Annotated in this window: 17 protein-coding genes; 8 read left to right on the forward strand and 9 right to left on the reverse strand. The window is 71.1% G+C overall.

Features of this window, described 5'->3' with window-relative positions; all coding sequences use genetic code 11:
* Positions 1–121: 121 nt before the first annotated feature.
* Both IE267_RS32225 and IE267_RS32230 read right to left on the reverse strand, forming a co-directional pair.
* Entirely contained in the window at positions 122–1771 is a 1650-nt protein-coding gene (locus tag IE267_RS32225) for a threonine/serine exporter family protein (RefSeq protein ID WP_167157959.1), read from the reverse strand.
* A 127-nt stretch (positions 1772–1898) separates the two neighbouring features.
* Positions 1899–2393 (reverse strand): inorganic diphosphatase, encoded by a 495-nt coding sequence (locus IE267_RS32230; RefSeq protein ID WP_100577700.1) that lies wholly within the window; start codon positions 2391–2393, stop codon positions 1899–1901.
* A gap of 132 nt (positions 2394–2525) precedes the next feature.
* On the opposite strand from IE267_RS32230, the gene dacB reads away from it, so the two are divergent.
* The 6 genes from dacB to folE all read left to right on the forward strand — a co-directional run bounded on the left by dacB (position 2526) and on the right by folE (position 9974).
* The gene (gene dacB / locus IE267_RS32235; RefSeq protein WP_189765594.1) at positions 2526–3935 is read left to right on the forward strand and encodes a D-alanyl-D-alanine carboxypeptidase/D-alanyl-D-alanine endopeptidase; all 1410 of its coding nucleotides are present in this window, start codon (positions 2526–2528) and stop codon (positions 3933–3935) included.
* A gap of 49 nt (positions 3936–3984) precedes the next feature.
* Entirely contained in the window at positions 3985–5121 is a 1137-nt protein-coding gene (locus IE267_RS32240) for an Rv3626c family coenzyme F420 biosynthesis-associated protein (RefSeq protein WP_161254768.1), read from the forward strand.
* Between the two features lie 219 nt (positions 5122–5340).
* On the forward strand, positions 5341–6408 hold the full coding sequence (gene tilS / locus IE267_RS32245; protein ID WP_167157955.1) for a tRNA lysidine(34) synthetase TilS: 1068 nt from the start codon (positions 5341–5343) through the stop codon (positions 6406–6408).
* Positions 6409–6482: 74 nt separating this feature from the next.
* Positions 6483–7022, forward strand: a complete 540-nt coding sequence (hpt, locus tag IE267_RS32250) for a hypoxanthine phosphoribosyltransferase (protein ID WP_120727895.1) — start codon at positions 6483–6485, stop codon at positions 7020–7022.
* Between the two features lie 202 nt (positions 7023–7224).
* Positions 7225–9252, forward strand: a complete 2028-nt coding sequence (gene ftsH, locus IE267_RS32255) for an ATP-dependent zinc metalloprotease FtsH (protein ID WP_161254774.1) — start codon at positions 7225–7227, stop codon at positions 9250–9252.
* A gap of 116 nt (positions 9253–9368) precedes the next feature.
* Positions 9369–9974: a GTP cyclohydrolase I FolE gene (gene folE, locus IE267_RS32260; RefSeq protein ID WP_161254777.1), complete on the forward strand. Its 606-nt coding sequence runs from the start codon at positions 9369–9371 to the stop codon at positions 9972–9974.
* Positions 9975–10076: 102 nt separating this feature from the next.
* Here folE and IE267_RS32265 read toward each other — a convergent pair whose 3' ends face one another.
* The 6 genes from IE267_RS32265 to IE267_RS32290 all read right to left on the reverse strand — a co-directional run bounded on the left by IE267_RS32265 (position 10077) and on the right by IE267_RS32290 (position 13601).
* Complete coding sequence (locus IE267_RS32265) at positions 10077–10556, reverse strand: DUF3180 domain-containing protein (protein WP_167157953.1); 480 nt, start codon at positions 10554–10556, stop codon at positions 10077–10079.
* A gap of 49 nt (positions 10557–10605) precedes the next feature.
* Positions 10606–11220, reverse strand: a complete 615-nt coding sequence (gene folK / locus IE267_RS32270; RefSeq protein ID WP_161254783.1) for a 2-amino-4-hydroxy-6-hydroxymethyldihydropteridine diphosphokinase — start codon at positions 11218–11220, stop codon at positions 10606–10608.
* Positions 11217–11576, reverse strand: coding sequence for a dihydroneopterin aldolase (gene folB, locus IE267_RS32275; RefSeq protein ID WP_053731208.1), 360 nt, complete (start codon positions 11574–11576; stop codon positions 11217–11219). The genes folK and folB overlap by 4 nt, the downstream gene beginning before the upstream one ends.
* Positions 11577–11795: 219 nt before the next feature.
* Positions 11796–12257, reverse strand: coding sequence for a nuclear transport factor 2 family protein (locus IE267_RS32280; RefSeq protein WP_161254786.1), 462 nt, complete (start codon positions 12255–12257; stop codon positions 11796–11798).
* Entirely contained in the window at positions 12254–13114 is an 861-nt protein-coding gene (gene folP / locus IE267_RS32285) for a dihydropteroate synthase (protein WP_189765595.1), read from the reverse strand. The genes IE267_RS32280 and folP overlap by 4 nt, the downstream gene beginning before the upstream one ends.
* Before the next feature lie 16 nt (positions 13115–13130).
* Positions 13131–13601: a MarR family winged helix-turn-helix transcriptional regulator gene (locus tag IE267_RS32290; protein WP_373304620.1), complete on the reverse strand. Its 471-nt coding sequence runs from the start codon at positions 13599–13601 to the stop codon at positions 13131–13133.
* Positions 13602–13766: 165 nt separating this feature from the next.
* Between IE267_RS32290 and IE267_RS32295 the strand changes: the two genes are divergently transcribed.
* Positions 13767–15257 (forward strand): MFS transporter, encoded by a 1491-nt coding sequence (locus IE267_RS32295; RefSeq protein ID WP_229861536.1) that lies wholly within the window; start codon positions 13767–13769, stop codon positions 15255–15257.
* Between the two features lie 740 nt (positions 15258–15997).
* Here IE267_RS32295 and IE267_RS32300 read toward each other — a convergent pair.
* Positions 15998–17839, reverse strand: coding sequence for a phosphatidylglycerol lysyltransferase domain-containing protein (locus tag IE267_RS32300; RefSeq protein ID WP_167157949.1), 1842 nt, complete (start codon positions 17837–17839; stop codon positions 15998–16000).
* 150 nt (positions 17840–17989) lie between these two features.
* Here IE267_RS32300 and IE267_RS32305 point away from each other — a divergent pair, with 150 nt between their 5' ends.
* Positions 17990–19102, forward strand: a complete 1113-nt coding sequence (locus IE267_RS32305) for an alpha/beta hydrolase (RefSeq protein WP_189765597.1) — start codon at positions 17990–17992, stop codon at positions 19100–19102.
* Positions 19103–19107: the final 5 nt, after the last annotated feature.

A 19107-nucleotide genomic window follows, 5' to 3' on the forward strand; every position in this document is an offset into this window, starting at 1 on the left:
GGCCGGGCTTGGCCGGTGCCGCTGGCTGCGGCCCGGTGCCGGGAGGCCCTGCCGCACCTCCGGCCTCCCCGCGCCCCTGTAGGTGGCCCAGTGCCCGGTCGCCCCCTCGCGGGGCGGCGCCTCAGAAGCCCCGGGTGCGCTTCGCGGCCGCGCGGCCCGCGCCCGGTGCCCGCAGGAAGAGCCGGGCGATCTCGTTTCCGAGGTTCACGCCGATCGCGATGGCCAGGGCCAGCGCCGCCGCCTTGGCGAGCGAGGTGACGCCCTGGTTGAGATGGTTCTGGGCGATCGCCAGGACGCCGAAGTAGGTGGCGCTACCGGGCAGCAGCGGGCCGATCGCGGCGGTGACGTACAGCAGCGCCGAGGTGTGCCAGTACCGCGAGAGCAGCTGCCCGAACAGGCCTACCAGGCCGGCCGCGATGGCCGTGGCCATGATCGGGGAGCCCTTCGCGGTGACCGCGATCGAGGCGTACACCACCCAGGCGACACCGCCGTTCGCTGCCACGATCAGGACGGTGGAACGGTCCTGCTGGAGCAGGACCGCGAAGGTCAGACAGAGCAGGATCGACGCGAGGGTCTGCAGGATCGGCCGGTCGATGGGCTGGAAGGTGCCCTCGGGATTGAGCTTGGCGTGGAACTGGAGTCCGCCGTACAGGACGGTCAGGACGCCGACGACGATCGCGACGAAGAAGTACCCGACTTCGAGCAGCCGGGCCGCCGCGGTGACGTAGAAGCCGGTCAGGCCGTCCTGGACGGCCGCCACCAGGGCCCGTCCGGGGATCAGGGCGAACAGGCCACCGGTGATGACCGCGGACGAATTGAGTTCCCAGTGCAGCAGCGTGAGCGCGACACCCATCGCGGCGGGCGGCATCGCGGCCACGGCGAACTGGTAGAACTCCGGCAGCCCACGCGACGCGCACAGCCAGGCGAGCCGGTCGCCGAGCACCGCGCCGACCGCCGCCACCAGGAACACCGTGATGCCGCCGCCGAGCAGCACCGAGGCCGCGCCGGCGAGGAGCCCGCAGGCCGTGGTGAGGGCCCAGCCCGGGTAGGGGTGGCGGTTGCGGCGGATCTCCGCGAGGCGCCGGTAGGCCTCTTCGAGCGAGACCTCGTGGTCCTCGCTGGTCATGTCCGTGACGAGCCGGTGCACGGCCGCCAGACGGGTGTAGTCGGTGCCGCGGCGGCGCACGGTGCGGTTGGCCGTCACCGGGTCGTCCACGAGCGAGGGCTGGTGGGTGATGGCCAGCATGGTGAAGGTGACCGTCGGCTCGCAGCGGTCGAGGCCGTAGCTGCGGCAGATCGCGAACATCGCCGCTTCGACGTCCTCGGCGCCCTCGCCGCCCGCGAGCAGCAGCTCGCCGATACGCAGCACCAGGTCGAGGACGCGGGGCACCGCGGGGCCGGTGTCGTCGTGCTTCTGGATCGGCTCGGCCACCGGCCGGTCGCCGACCGGCATGCGCAGCATGGTGCGCATGCGGTCCTGCCAGGGCGCGTCCTTGGACAGCCGCACGAGGGGCATGGACCCGGTGGTGGCCATCGGGTTCGGTTCGCGCGCGGTGTAGCCGCTGGGGGTGGTGAACGCGGAGGCGGGCTGGTCGGCGGGCGGCTCGGCCACCGGGGTGGCGAGTCCGGCGGGCAGCGCGAACTCGGAGGTCGGCGACTCCTCCTCGGGCACCTGCGGCTGCTCCACGCCCTCGGGAGGGGTGAAGGCGCTGCGGGCTTCGTCGGACTGCGGTTTGCGGTCCTCGACCACGTCCTGCTGCTCGGCCACCACTGGTCCCTCGCCTCCCTCCGGCCGCTTGCGTGCGTCTGCCCAGTATGTGGGCCGTCATGAACGGAGACGACTGCGGGCGGCCCACCCCGGAGGTGAGCCGCCCGCAGTCGTTACGGAAGTACGCGCGTCAGTGCGCGCCACCCTGCGCCTCAAGGCGCTTGTAGGAGGCCTCGACCTCGGCCTCGGCCTCGACGCGGCCGACCCAGTCGGCGCCCTCGACGGACTTGCCGGGCTCCAGGTCCTTGTAGACCTCGAAGAAGTGCTGGATCTCCAGGCGGTCGAACTCGGAGACGTGGTGGATGTCGCGCAGGTGCTCGACACGCGGGTCGGAGGCCGGGACGCACAGCAGCTTGTCGTCGCCGCCGGCCTCGTCGGTCATCCGGAACATGCCGATGGCGCGGCACTTGATGACGCAGCCCGGGAAGGTCGGCTCGTCGAGCAGGACCAGGGCGTCCAGCGGGTCGCCGTCCTCGCCGAGGGTGTTCTCGACGAAGCCGTAGTCGGCCGGGTAGCTGGTCGAGGTGAAGAGTCGACGGTCCAGACGGATCCGGCCGGTCTCGTGGTCGACCTCGTACTTGTTCCGCGATCCCTTCGGGATCTCGATGGTGACGTCGAACTCCACGGGTGGCTCTCCTCCATGATCAGCACATGCATCGGACGGGGCTGCGTCGCCGCCGTGTTCCCGGCCGGACGCAGTTCTGGTGATTAAGTGTCCCTCACGCAGGTGTGTGATCGCGAAAGGGGCTGGTCCTCGGTGCCGGGACCCAAGACATGGCAGCTCACGGCTGGTGCGGCGGCGGTCGGCCTGGCACTTTCGGCCGGGGCCGTGGCCCTGGCCGGACCGTGGGACTCAGGCCAGCGTACGGCCGAGCGTGTACGGGCCGCATCGCGGGAGGCCGGGGGTGGCGCAGATCACCAGCGCGGTACGGATCCGGACGCTCCGGCTCCGGCTCCGAGCGCTCCCGGAGTCCTCGCCGCCCTGGGCGTCCCCGGTGGCGCCCCGGTCCCGGCATCCCTGCCCGCGGCGCTCGCCCCGCTGCTCGGCGACCCGGCGCTCGGGGCGCACCCGGCGGCCTCCGTCGTCGACACCGCCACCGGCCAGGAGCTGTACGCCTCGCGCCCGGACGCCGCCATGACGCCCGCCTCCACCGTCAAGATCGCCACGGCGGCCGCGGCTCTCACCGCGTTCCCGGCCGACCACCGCTTCGCCACCACCGTGGTGGCCCCCGAACAGGGCGGCGCGCTCACGCTCGTCGGGGGCGGCGACCCGACCCTGGACACGGCCCGGCTGACCGCGCTCGCCGACGGCACCGCCCGCGCGCTGCGGGCCCGCGCCCTCGACCACGTACAACTCGCTTATGACGCCTCGCTGTTCACGGGACCCGCGGTGCATCCGATCGGGCCCAACGAGAACCTGGCGCCGGTCGTCGCCCTCATGACGGACGAGGGGCGCCTCGGGCCGGCGGGTGCGTCGGACGGCGGGCCCGCCGACCGCACCGCCGACCCCGCGGGCGACACCGCCAGGGCCTTCGCCCGGCTGCTGCGGGACCGCGGGGTGCGGGTGGACGACCCGGTGGCGGGCGACAGGCCCGCCGGCGCGAAGGAGCTGGCGAGCACGCTGTCGGCGCCGCTGCCCGACGTCGTCGAGCGGATGCTGACCAACAGCGACAACGACATCGCCGAGGCCCTGAACCGCCAGACGGCGATCGCCTCGGGCCGGCCCGCGAGCTTCGACGGGGGCGCCGCGGCCGTGGCCGACCGGCTCGGCAAGCTCCAACTCCCGCTTGCGGGAAGCGTGTTCACCGACGGCAGCGGGCTCAACCGCGCCGACAAGGTCACCGCCGGGCTGCTCACCCGGCTGCTCGCCAGAGCCGCGGACCCGGCCCGCCCCGAGCTGCGCCCGATCCTCACCGGACTGCCGGTCGCCGGGTTCACCGGCACCCTCAGCGCCCGCTACGGCTCCTCCTCCGCCGCGACCGGCCTGGTCCGGGCGAAGACCGGCACCCTGGGCGGCGCCGGGGTCAACACCCTGGCCGGCACGGTCGTGGACGCGGGCGGCCACCTCCTGGCGTTCGCCTTCCTGTCCGCCGGGGCGCCGGGCGCCGACCCGGCCCCCGCGCAGCGGGCCCTCGACCGGCTCGCCACCCGGCTCACCGCGCACTGACGGGTGCCGACCGGGTTCCCTCACGGTGTCGACAACGTACGGTTGACGCATGACTGGCATCGGCGGTGCAGGTACCTCTGGGATGGTCGACTGGAACCTCGCGGTCGCGACCGCGACCCGACTGGTGCGGCCGGGCCCCGACGTGAGCCGCGACGAGGCACGTGAGATCGTCGCCGAGCTCCGCCGGCACGCCAAGGCCGCCGAAGAACACGTACGGGCGTTCACCCGGATGATCCCGGAGGGCGTGGAGCCCGAGGACACCCCGGTCCTGGTCGTCGACCGGGCCGGCTGGGTGAAGGCCAACGTGGCCGGCTTCCGCGAGGTGCTGCGGCCGCTCCTCGACAAGATGCAGGAACGTCGCGGCAACAGCCCCGGCGGGGCCGTGCTCGGCGCCGTCGGCGGCAAGGTCACCGGCGTCGAGCTGGGCGCGCTGCTCAGCTTCCTGTCCTCCCGGGTCCTCGGCCAGTACGAGACGTTCGCGCCCCCGAGCCGCGAGTTCCCCTCGGCCCCCGGCGGTGGCGGGCGGCTGCTGCTCGTCGCCCCCAACATCGTCCACGTGGAGCGCGAACTCGACGTCGCCCCGCACGACTTCAGGCTCTGGGTGTGCCTGCACGAGGAGACCCACCGCACCCAGTTCACGGCCGTGCCCTGGCTGCGCGACCACCTGGAGAGCGAGATCCAGTCATTCCTCGACCAGACCGAGGTCGACCCGATGACCGTCCTGGAGCGGCTGCGCGAGGCCGCCCAGTCCCTCGCGGGCGGCCGCCCGGAGGGCGAGGAGGACGAGGGCCGCTCCCTGGTCGAGCTGGTGCAGACCCCGGCCCAGCGCGAGATCCTCGGCCGGCTCACCGCCGTGATGTCCCTCCTGGAGGGGCACGCCGACTACGTCATGGACGGGGTCGGGCCGCAGGTCGTGCCCTCGGTGGGGGAGATCCGCGAGAAGTTCCAGCAGCGCAGGGCCAAGGGCGCGTCCCGGCTCGACATGGCGCTGCGCAAGCTCCTCGGCCTCGACGCGAAGCTGCGCCAGTACCGCGACGGCGAGCGCTTCGTGCGGGCCGTGGTGGAGGAGGTGGGCATGGACGGCTTCAACCGCGTGTGGACCTCGCCGAACACGCTTCCGACGAAGTCCGAGATCGCGACGCCCGCGGACTGGGTCGCCCGGGTCCACCGCCGCGCGGAGTCCTGACCCGAAAGCCGCCGGTGGGCGGGTGTCAACGCGGGAATCACCCATCCGAGGGACCGTGGGGCATGGGTAGGCGTGCAATGCTCGGGTAACGGCTCTGTTCTGTCACCATCTACGCACTCTGTGTGACTGAATGGCCCCGGTCGTCACCCCCGCTCCTCCGATTCCCCCGCTTCCTCTCCGCGCCGAGGCACCCCCCAACTTCACCGAAGGGCACCGGACATGGGTCCCCATCCTGCGGTCGCAGCGATACGCCTGGCGGTTCGCCGCGTACTCCACGACGTACTGAACGAACACTCCCGCGACCACGAGGCCGTCGCCACCGCCGTGACCGCGGGGGCACCCGCCGGTCCCGGGACCGGCGGCCGCACCGCGCCCGAGCCCCTCGTGCTCGTGGCCTGCTCGGGCGGCGCCGATTCCATGGCGCTCGCCTCCGCCCTCGCCTTCGAATCCCGCAAGCTCTCGCTGCGCGCCGGCGGCATCACCGTCGACCACGGCCTCCAGCACGGCTCCGACCTGCGCGCCGCCGAGGTCGTCTCCCGCATGACCGGCCTGGGCCTGGACCCCGCCGAGGCCGTCGCCGTGCACGTGGGCCGCGAGGGCGGGCCCGAGGCCGCCGCCCGGGACGCCCGCTACGCCGCCCTCGACGACGCCGCCGAGCGCCACGGCGCCGCCGCGGTCCTGCTCGGCCACACCCGCGACGACCAGGCCGAGACCGTGCTGCTGGGCCTCGCCCGCGGCTCCGGCACGCGCTCCCTGTCCGGCATGGCCGCCGTCTCGGGGGCGGCGGGCCGCTACCGGCGCCCCTTCCTGGAGATCGACCGCCAGACCGCCCGCAAGGCCTGCATGGTGCAGTCCCTGCCGGTCTGGGACGACCCGCACAACGCCGACCCCGCCTACACCCGCTCCCGGCTGCGCCAGGAGGGGCTGCCGGCCCTGGAGAAGGCGCTCGGCAAGGGCGTCGTCGAGGCCCTGGCCCGCACCGCCCAGCTCTCCCGCGACGACGCCGACGCCCTGGACGCCTGGGCCCTCCAGGCCGAGGCGACCGTGCGGGACGACGCCGGGCTCCTGGAGTGCGCGAAGCTCTACGCGCTGCCGCCCGCCGTGCGCCGCCGCATCGTCCGCCGGGAGGTCATCGGGGCGGGGGCACCCGCCGGTTCGCTCTTCGCCCGCCATGTGGAGGAGGTCGACAAGCTGATCACCAGCTGGCGCGGCCAGCGGGCCATCAATCTCCCGGGCCGCGTCGTCGCCCGTCGGCAGGGTGGCAGACTGGTCATTCGGCAGAGCTGAGCTCACGCACGTAACTCGGCTCCCGCACGGACCAATGAACCCCCAAGAAAGCGGCCCGGGTGAACGAGAAGGACATGGGCACCGACCTCCAGTCGGTGCTCATCACCAAGGAAGAGATCGACGCGAAGCTGGCGGAGCTGGCCGGGAAGATCGACGCGGAGTACGCGGGCAAGGACCTGCTCCTCGTCGGCGTTCTCAAGGGCGCCGTCATGGTCATGGCGGATCTGGCCCGCGCGCTGTCCACCCCGGTCACCATGGACTGGATGGCCGTCTCCTCGTACGGTGCGGGCACCCAGTCCTCCGGCGTCGTGCGGATCCTCAAGGACCTGGACACCGACATCAAGGGCAAGCACGTCCTGATCGTCGAGGACATCATCGACTCGGGTCTGACCCTGTCGTGGCTTCTTTCCAACCTCGGATCGCGCGAGCCCGCCTCCCTGGAGGTCTGCACGCTGCTGCGTAAGCCGGATGCCGCAAAGGTCGCGATCGACGTGAAGTGGATCGGGTTCGACATTCCGAATGAATTCGTCGTCGGTTACGGCCTCGACTACGCCGAGAAGTACCGCAATCTCCCCTTTGTCGGCACGCTCGCGCCGCACGTGTACGGCGGCTGACGCCACCCGGGCCGTTCGGGGAACCACAGCCCGCCTCCCGCCGTTGGAGCAGGGGAAGGGCCCTTTGTCAGCCGTACCGTGCGACCACGGGTGACAATGCTGGGGTACCGTCCGAAGAACAGTCTTTACACACAGTCTTAGTCACACTCACAGCAGCATTTACCTACGGGCAGGAGGGACGGGGCGTTCTCGCTCCGTATGGATGGACGTGAAGCGATACTTCCGTGGGCCGGTCATGTGGATCGTGCTGGCCGTCCTCGCCGTGGTCGTGTTGATGCAGGTCGTCGGCTCGTCGGGCGGCTACAAGACGGTCGACACATCCGATGTCGTTCAGGCGATCAACAACAAGCAGGTCGAACAGGCCAAGATCACCACTGGTGACAGTCAGGTCATCAAGATCGACCTGAAGGACGGCCAGAAGGTCAAGGGCAGCAGCAAGGTTCAGGCCAACTATATCGGTGACGCCCAGGCGACCGACATGGCCAACCAGCTGCAGACCGGAGTGAAGGGCGGTGACATCCCGAAGGGGTACACCGTCTCGCCCGACAAGCAGAACCCGTTCCTCGGGATCCTGCTGTCCCTGCTCCCCTTCGTCCTCATCGTCGTGGTCTTCCTGTTCCTGATGAATCAGATGCAGGGCGGCGGCTCCCGAGTCATGAACTTCGGGAAGTCCAAGGCCAAGCTCATCACCAAGGACACCCCGAAGACGACCTTCGCCGATGTGGCGGGGTCCGACGAGGCCGTCGAGGAACTGCACGAGATCAAGGAGTTCCTCCAGGAGCCGGCGAAGTTCCAGGCCGTCGGCGCCAAGATCCCCAAGGGTGTGCTGCTCTACGGCCCGCCCGGTACGGGCAAGACGCTGCTCGCCCGCGCCGTCGCGGGTGAGGCCGGCGTTCCCTTCTACTCGATCTCCGGTTCCGACTTCGTCGAGATGTTCGTCGGTGTTGGCGCCTCGCGTGTGCGTGACCTGTTCGAGCAGGCCAAGGCGAACGCTCCGGCGATCGTCTTCGTCGACGAGATCGACGCCGTCGGCCGGCACCGCGGTGCGGGTCTCGGCGGCGGTCACGACGAGCGCGAGCAGACGCTCAACCAGCTGCTCGTCGAGATGGACGGCTTCGACGTGAAGGGCGGCGTCATCCTGATCGCCGCCACCAACCGGCCCGACATCCTCGACCCGGCGCTGCTGCGCCCCGGCCGCTTCGACCGCCAGATCGCGGTCGACCGCCCGGACATGCAGGGCCGTCTGGAGATCCTCAAGGTCCACCAGAAGGGCAAGCCGGTCGCCCCGGACGTCGACCTGTCGGCCGTCGCCCGTCGCACCCCCGGCTTCACCGGCGCCGACCTGGCGAACGTGCTGAACGAAGCGGCGCTCCTGACGGCGCGCAGCGACAAGAAGCTGGTCGACAACCACGCGCTGGACGAGGCGATCGACCGCGTCGTCGCGGGTCCGCAGAAGCGGACGCGGATCATGTCCGAGAAGGAAAAGAAGATCACCGCGTACCACGAGGGCGGTCACGCCCTGGTCGCCGCGGCTTCCCCCAACTCGGACCCGGTCCACAAGATCACCATCCTGTCGCGCGGCCGGGCCCTGGGCTACACCATGGTCCTGCCGGACGAGGACAAGTACTCGACCACGCGCAACGAAATGCTCGACCAGCTGGCGTACATGCTGGGCGGGCGCGCGGCCGAGGAGCTCGTCTTCCACGACCCGACGACGGGCGCGGCCAACGACATCGAGAAGGCCACGGCCACCGCGCGAGCGATGGTCACGCAGTACGGCATGACCGAGCGTCTGGGCGCGATCAAGTTCGGTGGCGACAACACCGAGCCGTTCCTCGGCCGTGAGATGGCGCACCAGCGCGACTACTCGGAAGAGGTCGCGGCGCTCGTCGACGAAGAGGTCAAGAAGCTCATCGAGACGGCGCACAACGAGGCCTGGGAGATCCTGGTCGAGAACCGCGACATCCTCGACAACCTGGTCCTGCAGCTCCTGGAGAAGGAGACGCTGGGCAAGGAGCAGATCGCCGAGGTCTTCGCCGGCATCGTCAAGCGCCCGGCCCGCCCGGCCTGGACCGGCTCCTCGCGGCGTACGCCGTCGACGAGGCCGCCGGTGCTCTCGCCCAAGGAGCTGGCGCTCACCAACGGCGCCACCACGAGCACCAACGGCTCCACGCCCCTGGAGACGCCCACGGAGGCCATCCCGGCCCCCGAGGACCGTCCCGAGAGCTGAGCACCGGGGCCGCACCGGCCCCGGAATGCATGCCGCGCCCCCCAGGTTTTAGCCTGTGGGGGCGCGGGTGTTTTCCGGCCACGCGCATGGATTGACAGTCGAGGAACGAGGCACAGATGACCGACCCGGTGACGCTGGACGGCGAGGCCAAGATCGGCGAGTTCGACGAGAAGCGGGCCGAGAACGCGGTGCGCGAGCTCCTCATAGCCGTCGGCGAGAACCCGGACCGCGAGGGCCTCCAGGAGACGCCGGCCCGCGTGGCGCGGGCCTACCGGGAGATCCTGGCGGGCCTGCGGCAGACGCCCGAGGAGGTCCTGACGACGACGTTCGACCTCGGGCACGACGAGATGGTCCTGGTGAAGGACATCGAGATCGTTTCCCTCTGTGAGCATCACCTGCTGCCGTTCCACGGGGTGGCCCACGTCGGCTACATCCCCGCCGAGTCCGGCAAGATCACCGGCCTGTCCAAGCTGGCCCGCCTGGTGGACGTGTTCGCACGCAGGCCCCAGGTGCAGGAACGCCTCACGACCCAGGTGGCGGACTCGCTGATGCGCATCCTCGACGCGCGCGGCGCCATCGTGGTGATCGAGGCCGAGCACATGTGCATGTCGGTGCGCGGCATACGCAAGCCCGGTGCGAAGACGACGACGTCGGCGGTCCGCGGCCAGCTCCGCCACCCGGCGACGCGCAGCGAGGCGATGAGCCTGATCATGGCCCGCTGAGCCGGACGACCGCGGCCCACCGGGCCCGATGACATCGGACGGCCCCGCCTCTCTGCCTCGGCAGGGGGACGGGGCCGTCCGGCGTTGCTTGGTGACGGCGGGTCAGGTGACCGGGGCCGTGGTGTCGTCCTCGTCCTCGGGGAGCTTGCAGACGCGCTCCAGGAACAGGGCGGCGGCCACCACCGCGATTCCGGCGAGGACCGAGAAGCCGGCGTAGATCGCCTGGTCGCGGCGGGCCGGGACGTCGAGGTAGCTGAGCAGGTAGACGCCCGTGCCGCCGTACATCCCGCAGACCAGGGCCGCGACCAGGGCGCTGGCCTGGCCGAAGACGACCGCGCGGGCCGCCATCAGGGGCTCCACGCCCTTGGCGCCCGGGCGGCGCTCGCGCTGGGCCCGCAGCCGGGCGCGGATGGACAGGCCGGTCGCCAGCAGGACGACGGCGATCACGCCGAGCACGATGGGTGCCGCGAGCGGCACGCTCGGCAGGGTGGACACCGAGTCCCACAGCCGGGCGCCCGCCCAGGAGAGCACGCCGGCGATGACGAACAACCCGGCCAGCACGCCCAGGCGCAGTTGCTTCACGGAGTAGGGCCCTTCGCGTCTCGAGTGATCGACCTCAGAAGCGTAACGACTACTCGGGCAGGCGGAGTTCCAGATCGGCGCGCGGCTGGACGCCGGTGCGGCCGACGCCGGTCAGCAGGTCGGCGATCGCGCCGTGGCCGGGCAGCTGGGCCTCGGGGTCCACGTCGAGCCACGGGGCGAGCACGAAGGCGCGCTCGTGGGCGCGCGGGTGGGGCAGCGTGAGGACCGGGTCGTCGGAGACGACGTCGGCGTACGAGACGATGTCGACGTCGATGGTGCGCGGGCCCCAGCGCTCGTCCCGGACCCGGTCGAAGGCCTCTTCGATGGCGTGGCCGCGCTCCAGGAGCGAGGCCGGGGGCAGGGTCGTCTTCACGACCACGACCGCGTTGAAGTAGGACGGCTGGGAGCCGGGGTCGACGCCCCAGGGCTCGGTCTCGTACACCGGCGAGACGGCTTTGACGCGCAGGCCCGGAGTGTCCTCCAGGGCGTCGATGGCGCCCTGGAGCGTCTCCAGGCGGTTGCCCAGGTTCGACCCGAGGGCGATGACCGCGCGGCGCGGGTTGGAGAGCGTCATGTCCGCCGCGTCCACCTGCTCGACCACGGAGGCGGGCACCGGCTGTACGGTCGGGTCGCTCTGCGCGGCCCCCTGCGAGAACACGGTCATACTCGGCTCCGGGTGATGGTGATGGTCACGTCGTCGAACGGGACGGTGATCGGTGCGTCGGGCTTGTGGACGACCACCTCCACCTCCTGGACCCCTTCGTGCTTGAGGCACTGCTGGGCGATCCGCTCGGCGAGCGTCTCGATCAGGTCGACGGGCTCGCCCTGGACGACGTCCACGACCTCCTCGGCCACCACGCCGTAGTGCACGGTCTTCGCCAGGTCGTCGTCGGCCGCCGCGAGGCGGGTGTCGAGGCCGAGCACCAGGTCCACGATGAAGGTCTGGCCCTCTTCGCGTTCCCGGGGGAAGACGCCATGGTGCCCACGGGCCTTGAGGCCGCGCAGCGCGACACGATCCACGCGAATCACTCCTGCTGTCGTTGGTCAGACGGGCATGCGGCCGCGTGCGGGCGGCACCGTGCCCACAATCGAATCTACCTGCGGGCACTGACACTGCTCGCCCACGGGGGCTATGGACAGATCTGGACAGGCCTGGTAGCCGCCCCTACCCGATGACTCCCGGTTCAATCCCCCGAGACGTCGGCTTCAACCCTCCGAAGTCCCCAAACGTGCCCGGATTCAGTCCTCTTCCGACTCTTCGTCGCCCGATTCGGCCAGTACCGGCGAGCCGTGGTGGGACCAGAGCCGCCAGCCCTCGGATGTGCGGCGGAACACATTGGTGGCGACCACGAGCTGCCCGACGAGCGGGCCCAGTTCGCCGCTCTCCTCGGCGGGGCCGCCGCTGAGGATGTTCTCGGTGCAGGTGACGAGCGCGGTCTCGCCGAGGATGACGACCTTCACGTCGGTCAGGAAGAACTGGATGTACTCCGTGTTCGCCATGATCAGTGCGTACGAGCGGAGCACCTCGCCGCGTCCGGAGAGCACCGGCCAGCCCGGATGGACGCAGGAGATCCCGGTGTCGCCGGCCTCGGTGGCGTCCAGCCAGAGGGCGGAAAGCTCGTCGAAGTCGCCCCGCTCCAGGGTCTCGTAGAACGCCGTGTTGGCGCGCTCGACCGCCTCGCTCTCGGTGCGCGGGCTCACCGGGCTCCCTCGACGGCGCGTGCCACGCGGACGGCGTCGGCGGTGGCCCGCACCTCGTGGACGCGGACCGCCCAGGCGCCCTCGTGGGCGGCGATGGCGGAGACGGCGGCGGTGGCCGCGTCGCGTTCGCGGGCGGGCGGCGGGGCGCCCTCGTGGCCGGCCAGGACGCGGCCGAGGAAGCGCTTGCGGGAGGCCGCGACCAGGACCGGACGGCCGAGCGCACGCAGTTCCGCGAGGTGGGCGAGGAGCGCGAGGTCGTGGTCGGCCTGCTTGGCGAAGCCGAGGCCGGGGTCGATGACGAGCCGCTCGGGGGCGATGCCGCCCTCGATGACGGCCTCGGTGCGAGCGCGGAGTTCGGCGACGACCTCGGCGACCACGTCGGTGTACACCGCGCGGGCGTTCATGTCCTGGCTGAATCCGCGCCAGTGCATGACGACGAAGGGGGCGCCGGTGGCGGCGACGGCGGGGATCATCGCCGGGTCGGCGAGGCCGCCGCTGACGTCGTTGACCAGGACCGCGCCGGCGGCGATCGCCTGCTCGGCGACGCGGGCGCGCATGGTGTCGACGGAGACGGTGACGCCCTCGGCGGCCAGGCCCCGTACGACGGGGATGACGCGGCGCAGTTCCTCGTCCTCGTCCACGCGGGAGGCGCCGGGGCGGGTGGACTCGCCGCCGACGTCGACCAGGTCGGCGCCCTCGGTGACGAGGTCGAGGCCGTGCTTGACGGCGGTGGAGGTGTCGAACCACCTGCCGCCGTCGGAGAAGGAGTCGGGCGTCACGTTGACCACGCCCATGACCGCGCAGCGGTCCCATTCGGGCAGGCCTTCGACGGACCCCCGCCCGTTCCACTTACTCATACGTCAAGCGTAGGCGTCAGCCGGGTGTTCCAGGACCACGCTCGGGGGTGGCGAAAAGGCGCTGGAGGAGATCGTGCAGGGCGACGCGGTCGGCGTCGGGGAGCCCGTCCAGGGCCGTGTGGGTGGCGAGCATGCCGGTGCGGACGGTCTCCACGGTGCGTACGCCGTCGTCGGTCAGGACGACGTTCTTGACGCGGCGGTCGGTGGGGCTGGGCTCGCGGCGCACCAGGGCGCGGGCTTCCAGGCGGTCGATGATTCCGGTCACGTTCGAGGCGTCGCAGTGCAGCGTGGTGGCGAGCGAGCGCATGGAGGCGGGGCCCCGGCGCAGCACGGTCAGGGTCTTGGCCTGGCTGGAGGTGAGGCCCTCGTCGGCGGCGGCCGAGGTGAAGTCGCCGTAGAAGCCGGCCAGGGAGTCCCAGATGGCGTCCATGAGCGCGGCGTTGCTGACGGCTTTGCTGACCCCGGTCGGGCGGCTGGTTCCTGGCATGCCGTCCACTGTACCCGCGGCTCGACCAAAACTTGACTACCTCAACCTTCGATGTTTACCTTCATTCAGTTGCTTGAGGTAATCAAGCATCCATGTGTTCAAGTACCTGCTCCCGAGCGCCCTCGCGTGCTCGGGCGTACCTACTCCTGCCGTACGGAAGAAGAAGTGACCACTAACCAACGCCCCAGCGGCGGTACCGGGCTCGTCCTGGTCCTCGGCCTTGCCGCCATGGTCGTCTCGATGATGCAGACCCTGGTCGTGCCGATCCTCGGGATCATCCAGAACGACCTCGGCACCACCACCTCGGGCGTCAGCTGGGTCACCACCGCGACCCTGCTCTCGGCGGCCGTCTTCACCCCGCTGCTCGGCCGCTTCGGCGACATGCACGGCAAGAAGCCGACGCTGATCGGCGTGCTCGTGGTCATGGTCGTGGGGTCCGTGCTCGCCGCCACCACCAGCTCGCTCGTCCTGCTGATCATCGGCCGGGTGCTCCAGGGCGCGGCCACCGCGATCTTCCCGCTGGCCCTTTCCGTGCTGCGCGAGGAGATACCGGCGCAGAAGCTGCACGGCGCGATGGCGCTGGTCAGCGGAACCCTCGCGTTCGGCAGCGGGCTCGCGCTCGTCGGTGCCGGGCTGCTCACGCAGGGCTCGCACCCCGACTACCACCGGGTGTTCTGGCTCGCGGTGATCCTCGCGGTCCTCGCCCTCGTCGCGGTCGTCGCGGTCGTGCCGGCCTCCCGCAACAAGACGGGCGGACGCACCGACTGGCTCGGCGCGGCCACGCTGGCCGCCTTCCTCGTCCTGCTCCTGCTGCCGATCTCGCAGGGCCACGAATGGGGCTGGTCCTCCGCCCGTACGGTCGGGCTCTTCGTCGGCGCGGTCGTGATGGCCGGGGTGTGGGTGCTGGTGGAACGCAAGGTCGCGGCGCCCATGGTCGACATGCGGATGTTCGCGCACCGGCCGGTGCTCTTCACCAACCTGGCCGGTCTGCTTCTCGGCTTCGCGATGTTCTCGCAGTTCATCGGCGTCTCGTACCTGGTGCAGATGCCGGACCGGCTCACCGGGTACGGGTTCTCCGCCTCGGTGCTGCGGGCATCCGTCGAGTACCTGCTGCCGACGACCCTGATCTCGCTGGTCGCGGCGCCGCTCGGCGGGCAGCTGGTCGGACGGATCGGGGCGCGCTTCACGCTCGCCGCGGGCGCGGCCTTCGGTGTGCTCGGCTTCGCCTGGCTGACCGGGGCGCACGACTCGACGGCGTCCGTGATCCTCGCGGGCATGCTGATCGGAGCGGCGATCAGTTTCGGGTACGCGGCGATGCCGGCGCTCATCGTGGCGAGCGTCCCGCACCACCAGACGGGGATCGCGAACGGGATCAACTCGATCTCGCGGTCCGTCGGTTCCGCGATCGCCAGCGCGGTGATCACTTCGCTGCTCGCCTCGAAGGTGCTGTCCGGCCTGCCGGCCGGGGTGCCTCCGCTGCCGGCGGAGAGCCAGTTCACGCTCAGCTTCGCGTTGGCCGGGATCGCGTTCGTGCTCGTGGTGGGGGTGGCTCTGGTGGGGCTGTCCTCCGACGGGCTCCGGGCGCGGCGGGTCACGGCGTCCTCGGAGGCCCCGGACCCCGACCCGACCCCGGAGCCCGAGCTCCAGCAGGCCTGACCCCCCGGGTGCCGGCCCCCGCGCCCCCTGGGCTCCGCCCGGGGGGGTTTGCCCACCCGCCCGCCCGTTGCCCGGGGTTGGTTGGGTTCCGGCTCCCTGGGGCTGCGCCCCAGACCCCCGGGGGTTTGCCCACCCGCCCGCCCGGTGCTCGGGGTTGGTTGGGTCCAGGTCCCTGGGGCTGCGCCCCAGACCCCCTGAGGGGCTGCGCCCCTCGAACCCCCGCAAGGGGCTCCGCCCCCTGCACCCCCGTTCGCGCCTGAACGGCGCTCGTCCTCAAACGCCGGACAGGCTGAAGGTGCCTGCGCCGGCCAGCACCGGTACTGCCAGGGGCGCGGGGAACTGCGCGAGAAGCGATCACGGTCCGCGGACGACGACGGGGTGAAGGGGCGCGGGGAACTGCGCGAGCAACCACGCACGGTGCGAGGCCGACGACGGCCGTTGGGGGCGCGGGGAACTGCGCGAGCAACCACGCACGGTGCGAGGCCGACGACGGCCGTTGGGGGCGCGGGGAACCGCGCAAGCAACCACGCACGGTGCGAGGCCTCCGACGGCCTTTGGGGGCGCGGGGAACTGCGCGACCAGCCACCCACGGTCCGCACCCGAACCAGGGGCCCGGGCGCGCAGCCCCGGAAGTGGACTCGGCCCGCCCCACCCCCGAGGGGGCCGGGGAAAAAGTAAACGCCCCGGCCCAGGCCCCCGCAGGGGGACCCGGGACCGGGGTTCAAGGGGGTGGTGGCGGGCTACGCCGCCGTCGCGCCCTGCTTGCTCGGGGGGACGTGGGTGCAGGCCCGTTCCCGGCGGGCCGCCCGGGTGAGGCGGGCCAGGGGGCCGGGGAGGCCCAGGTTCACGAAGCCTTCCGCCTGCATCACGGCGAACCCGATGCGAGGGAGGTCCGCATGAGCCCGGTAGACCATGAAGCGCGGCTCCCACCGCGGCTGGAACTTCGCGTTGAACTTGTACAGCGACTCGATCTGGAACCAGCGCGACAGGAAGACCAGCAGGCCCCGCCACATCCGCAGCACCGGACCCGCGCCGATCTTCTCGCCGCGCGCCAGCGCCGAGCGGAACATCGCGAAGTTCAGCGAGACCTGGCGTACGCCGATCTTCTCGCAGGCCTGGAGCGACGCCACGATCAGGAGCTCGTTCATGCCGGGGTCCGCCGCACGGTCGCGGCGCATCATCTCGAGCGACATTCCGTCCTTGCCCCAGGGGACGAAGTGCAGGATGGCCTTCAGATCGCCGTAGGGGGAGGGGGCGGTGCCCTCGTCGTCGGCCTTGTGGGCCGTCGCGATCACGCAGTCCCCGTCGTTCGGGTCGCCGATGCGGCCGAGCGCCATCGAGAAACCGCGCTCGGTGTCCGTGCCGCGCCAGTCCTCGGCGGCCCGGCGGACGCGTTCGAGTTCCCCGTCGGAGAGGTCACGAACGCGCCGCACGCGGGTTTCGTAGCCATTGCGCTCGATGCGCTTGACCATCTGGCGTACGTTCCGCATGGCGCGTCCGGCGAGGGAGAAATCCGCGACGTCCACCACCGCCTCGTCACCCAGTTCCAGCGCGTCGAGCCCGGTCTCGCGGGTCCAGACCTCGCCGCCGGTCTCCGAGCAGCCGACGACCGCCGGGGTCCAGGAGTGCGCCTTGGCCTCGTCCATGAAGCGCTCGATGGCGCCCGGCCACGCCTCGACGTCACCGATCGGGTCGCCCGATGCGAGCATCACGCCGGAGACCACGCGGTAGGTGACGGCCGCCTTGCCGCTGGGCGAGAACACGACGGCCTTGTCGCGGCGCAGCGCGAAGTGGCCGAGCGAGTCGCGGGCGCCGTGCTTGGCGAGCAGTTCGCGCAGCTTGTGCTCGTCGTCCTGGGTGAGCCGGGCCGCCGGGTGCTCGGGGCGGAAGGCCAGGTAGATCGTGGTGATCGCGGTGAGCAGGCCGAGCGCGCCGAGCGAGTAGCCGACCGTCCAGCTGGTCTTGCCCTGGTATTCGACCGGCCCCTCGACGCCGAACAGGCCGAACATCACGTGCTGGATGCGGTCCACGATGCTCGGGTTGCCGACCGTGCGGTTGGGGTGGACGCTCACGATGACCAGGCCCAGGCCCAGCGACCCCGCTCCCATCAGGAAGAAGTTCGCCACCGCCTTCCAGCGGCTGCGCGGGTCGGGCAGCGCGTTGAACTCGCTCCGGTGGCGGACGAGCAGTGTGAGAAGTACCAATGAGATCAGCACCCCGACGACGGAGTGCCGGTACCAGAACTGGGCCACCGCCCCGATCGGCAGCAGCACCACGGCGGCTCGCCAGGCCCGGCGCTTGCGGCGCTTCAGGCCGTGCGCGAGGAGCAGCAGCAGGATGCCGGCGCTGAGCGCCACGGCCGCCGCGAAGGGGCCGAAGGTACCCGGAAGCACCTCGCTGACCGTGTGGAACCGACTGTGCCGGACGCGATCGAAGACTCCGGCCGCGACGTCCAGGAGGCCCACGATCGTGCAGGCCGTACCGACCAGCTTGGGAACCGACTCGGGGCGCGGCCCGCGGAGGACCTTTCGTACACGAGTCGGAACCGATCCGTTTTTGTCCCCATCTATCCTGACAGACATCGCTTCCCGTGACTCCGCGAGAGATTCAGTTGGCCGGGGGACGGCGTCCGCACCGTCCAGCCGGACAATTTGCGCCCTCTAGGACGGGACTTGTGGGGGGCGGGTTCCCTCGGTCTCAGGAAAATCTCAGCCAGAAAGTTTCATCGACTCATGGGTCTCACGAGCAACAAGGTCCTGGCACTCGCCGTGTTCCTGGCGGTGGTGCTGTTCGCGGTCACCATCTGGTTGTGGCCGCGCCTGGCGCGTCGCAGCTGGAAGGCAGTGACGGGCCGGATCGGTCTGCTGCTCGCGACCCAGCTGGCGATCTTCGCCTCGGTCGGTCTGGCCGCCAACAACTCGTTCCTGTTCTACGGGTCCTGGGCGGACCTGTTCGGTCAGGAGCAGGACATGGGCAAGGTCGTCGACCACTCGGCGGGCGGGAAGAACATCCAGGTGGTCGCCAAGCAGAAGCCGGACACCCCGGGCGCGGGCAAGCCGCAGCTGGGCGGCGAGATACAGAAGATCGTCCTGGCCGGCGAGCAGTCCAAGATCACCAGCCCGGCCTACGTGTATCTGCCCCCCGAGTACTTCCAGAAGGCGTACGAGAACAAGACGTTCCCCGCCTCGGTCGTCCTCACCGGATACCCGGGCACCGCCGAGAACCTGCTCAAGGGCCTCCGGTACCCGAAGACGGCCTGGGCGCAGGCCAAGCAGAAGAAGATGCAGCCGATGATCCTGGTCATGATGCGCCCGACGGTCGCGGGGCAGCGGGACACCGAGTGCGTGAACATACCGGGCGGCCCGCAGACCGAGACGTTCTTCGCGAAGGACGTGCCGGACGCGATCTCGGCGAGCTACCGGGTCGGCAAGAAGCCGCAGAACTGGGGCTTCATCGGCAACTCGACCGGCGGCTACTGCGCCCTGAAGATCGGCATGCAGCACCCCGAGCGGTTCGCGGCGAGCGCGGGCCTCTCGGCGTACTACAAGGCGGCGGACGACCCGACGACCGGTGACCTCTTCCACGGCAACAAGCACGAGGAGAACCGGGCCAACCTGTTGTGGAGCCTGGACCACCTGCCCGCCGGCAAGTCGTCGTTCCTGGTCACCAGCTCGCTGTCGGGCGAGGACAACTACAAGCCGACCCAGGCCTTCATCAGGAAGGTGAAGGCGCCGGGCCGGGTCTCCTCGATCACGCTCGACAGCGGCGGCCACAACTTCAACACCTGGCGGCGCGAGATCCCGCCGACCCTGGAGTGGATCAGCGGCCGGCTCAGCGCGGGCTGACCGGC

Origin of the sequence: Streptomyces xanthochromogenes, assembly GCF_014650455.1 — a bacterium.
Lineage (GTDB): Bacteria > Actinomycetota > Actinomycetes > Streptomycetales > Streptomycetaceae > Streptomyces > Streptomyces xanthochromogenes.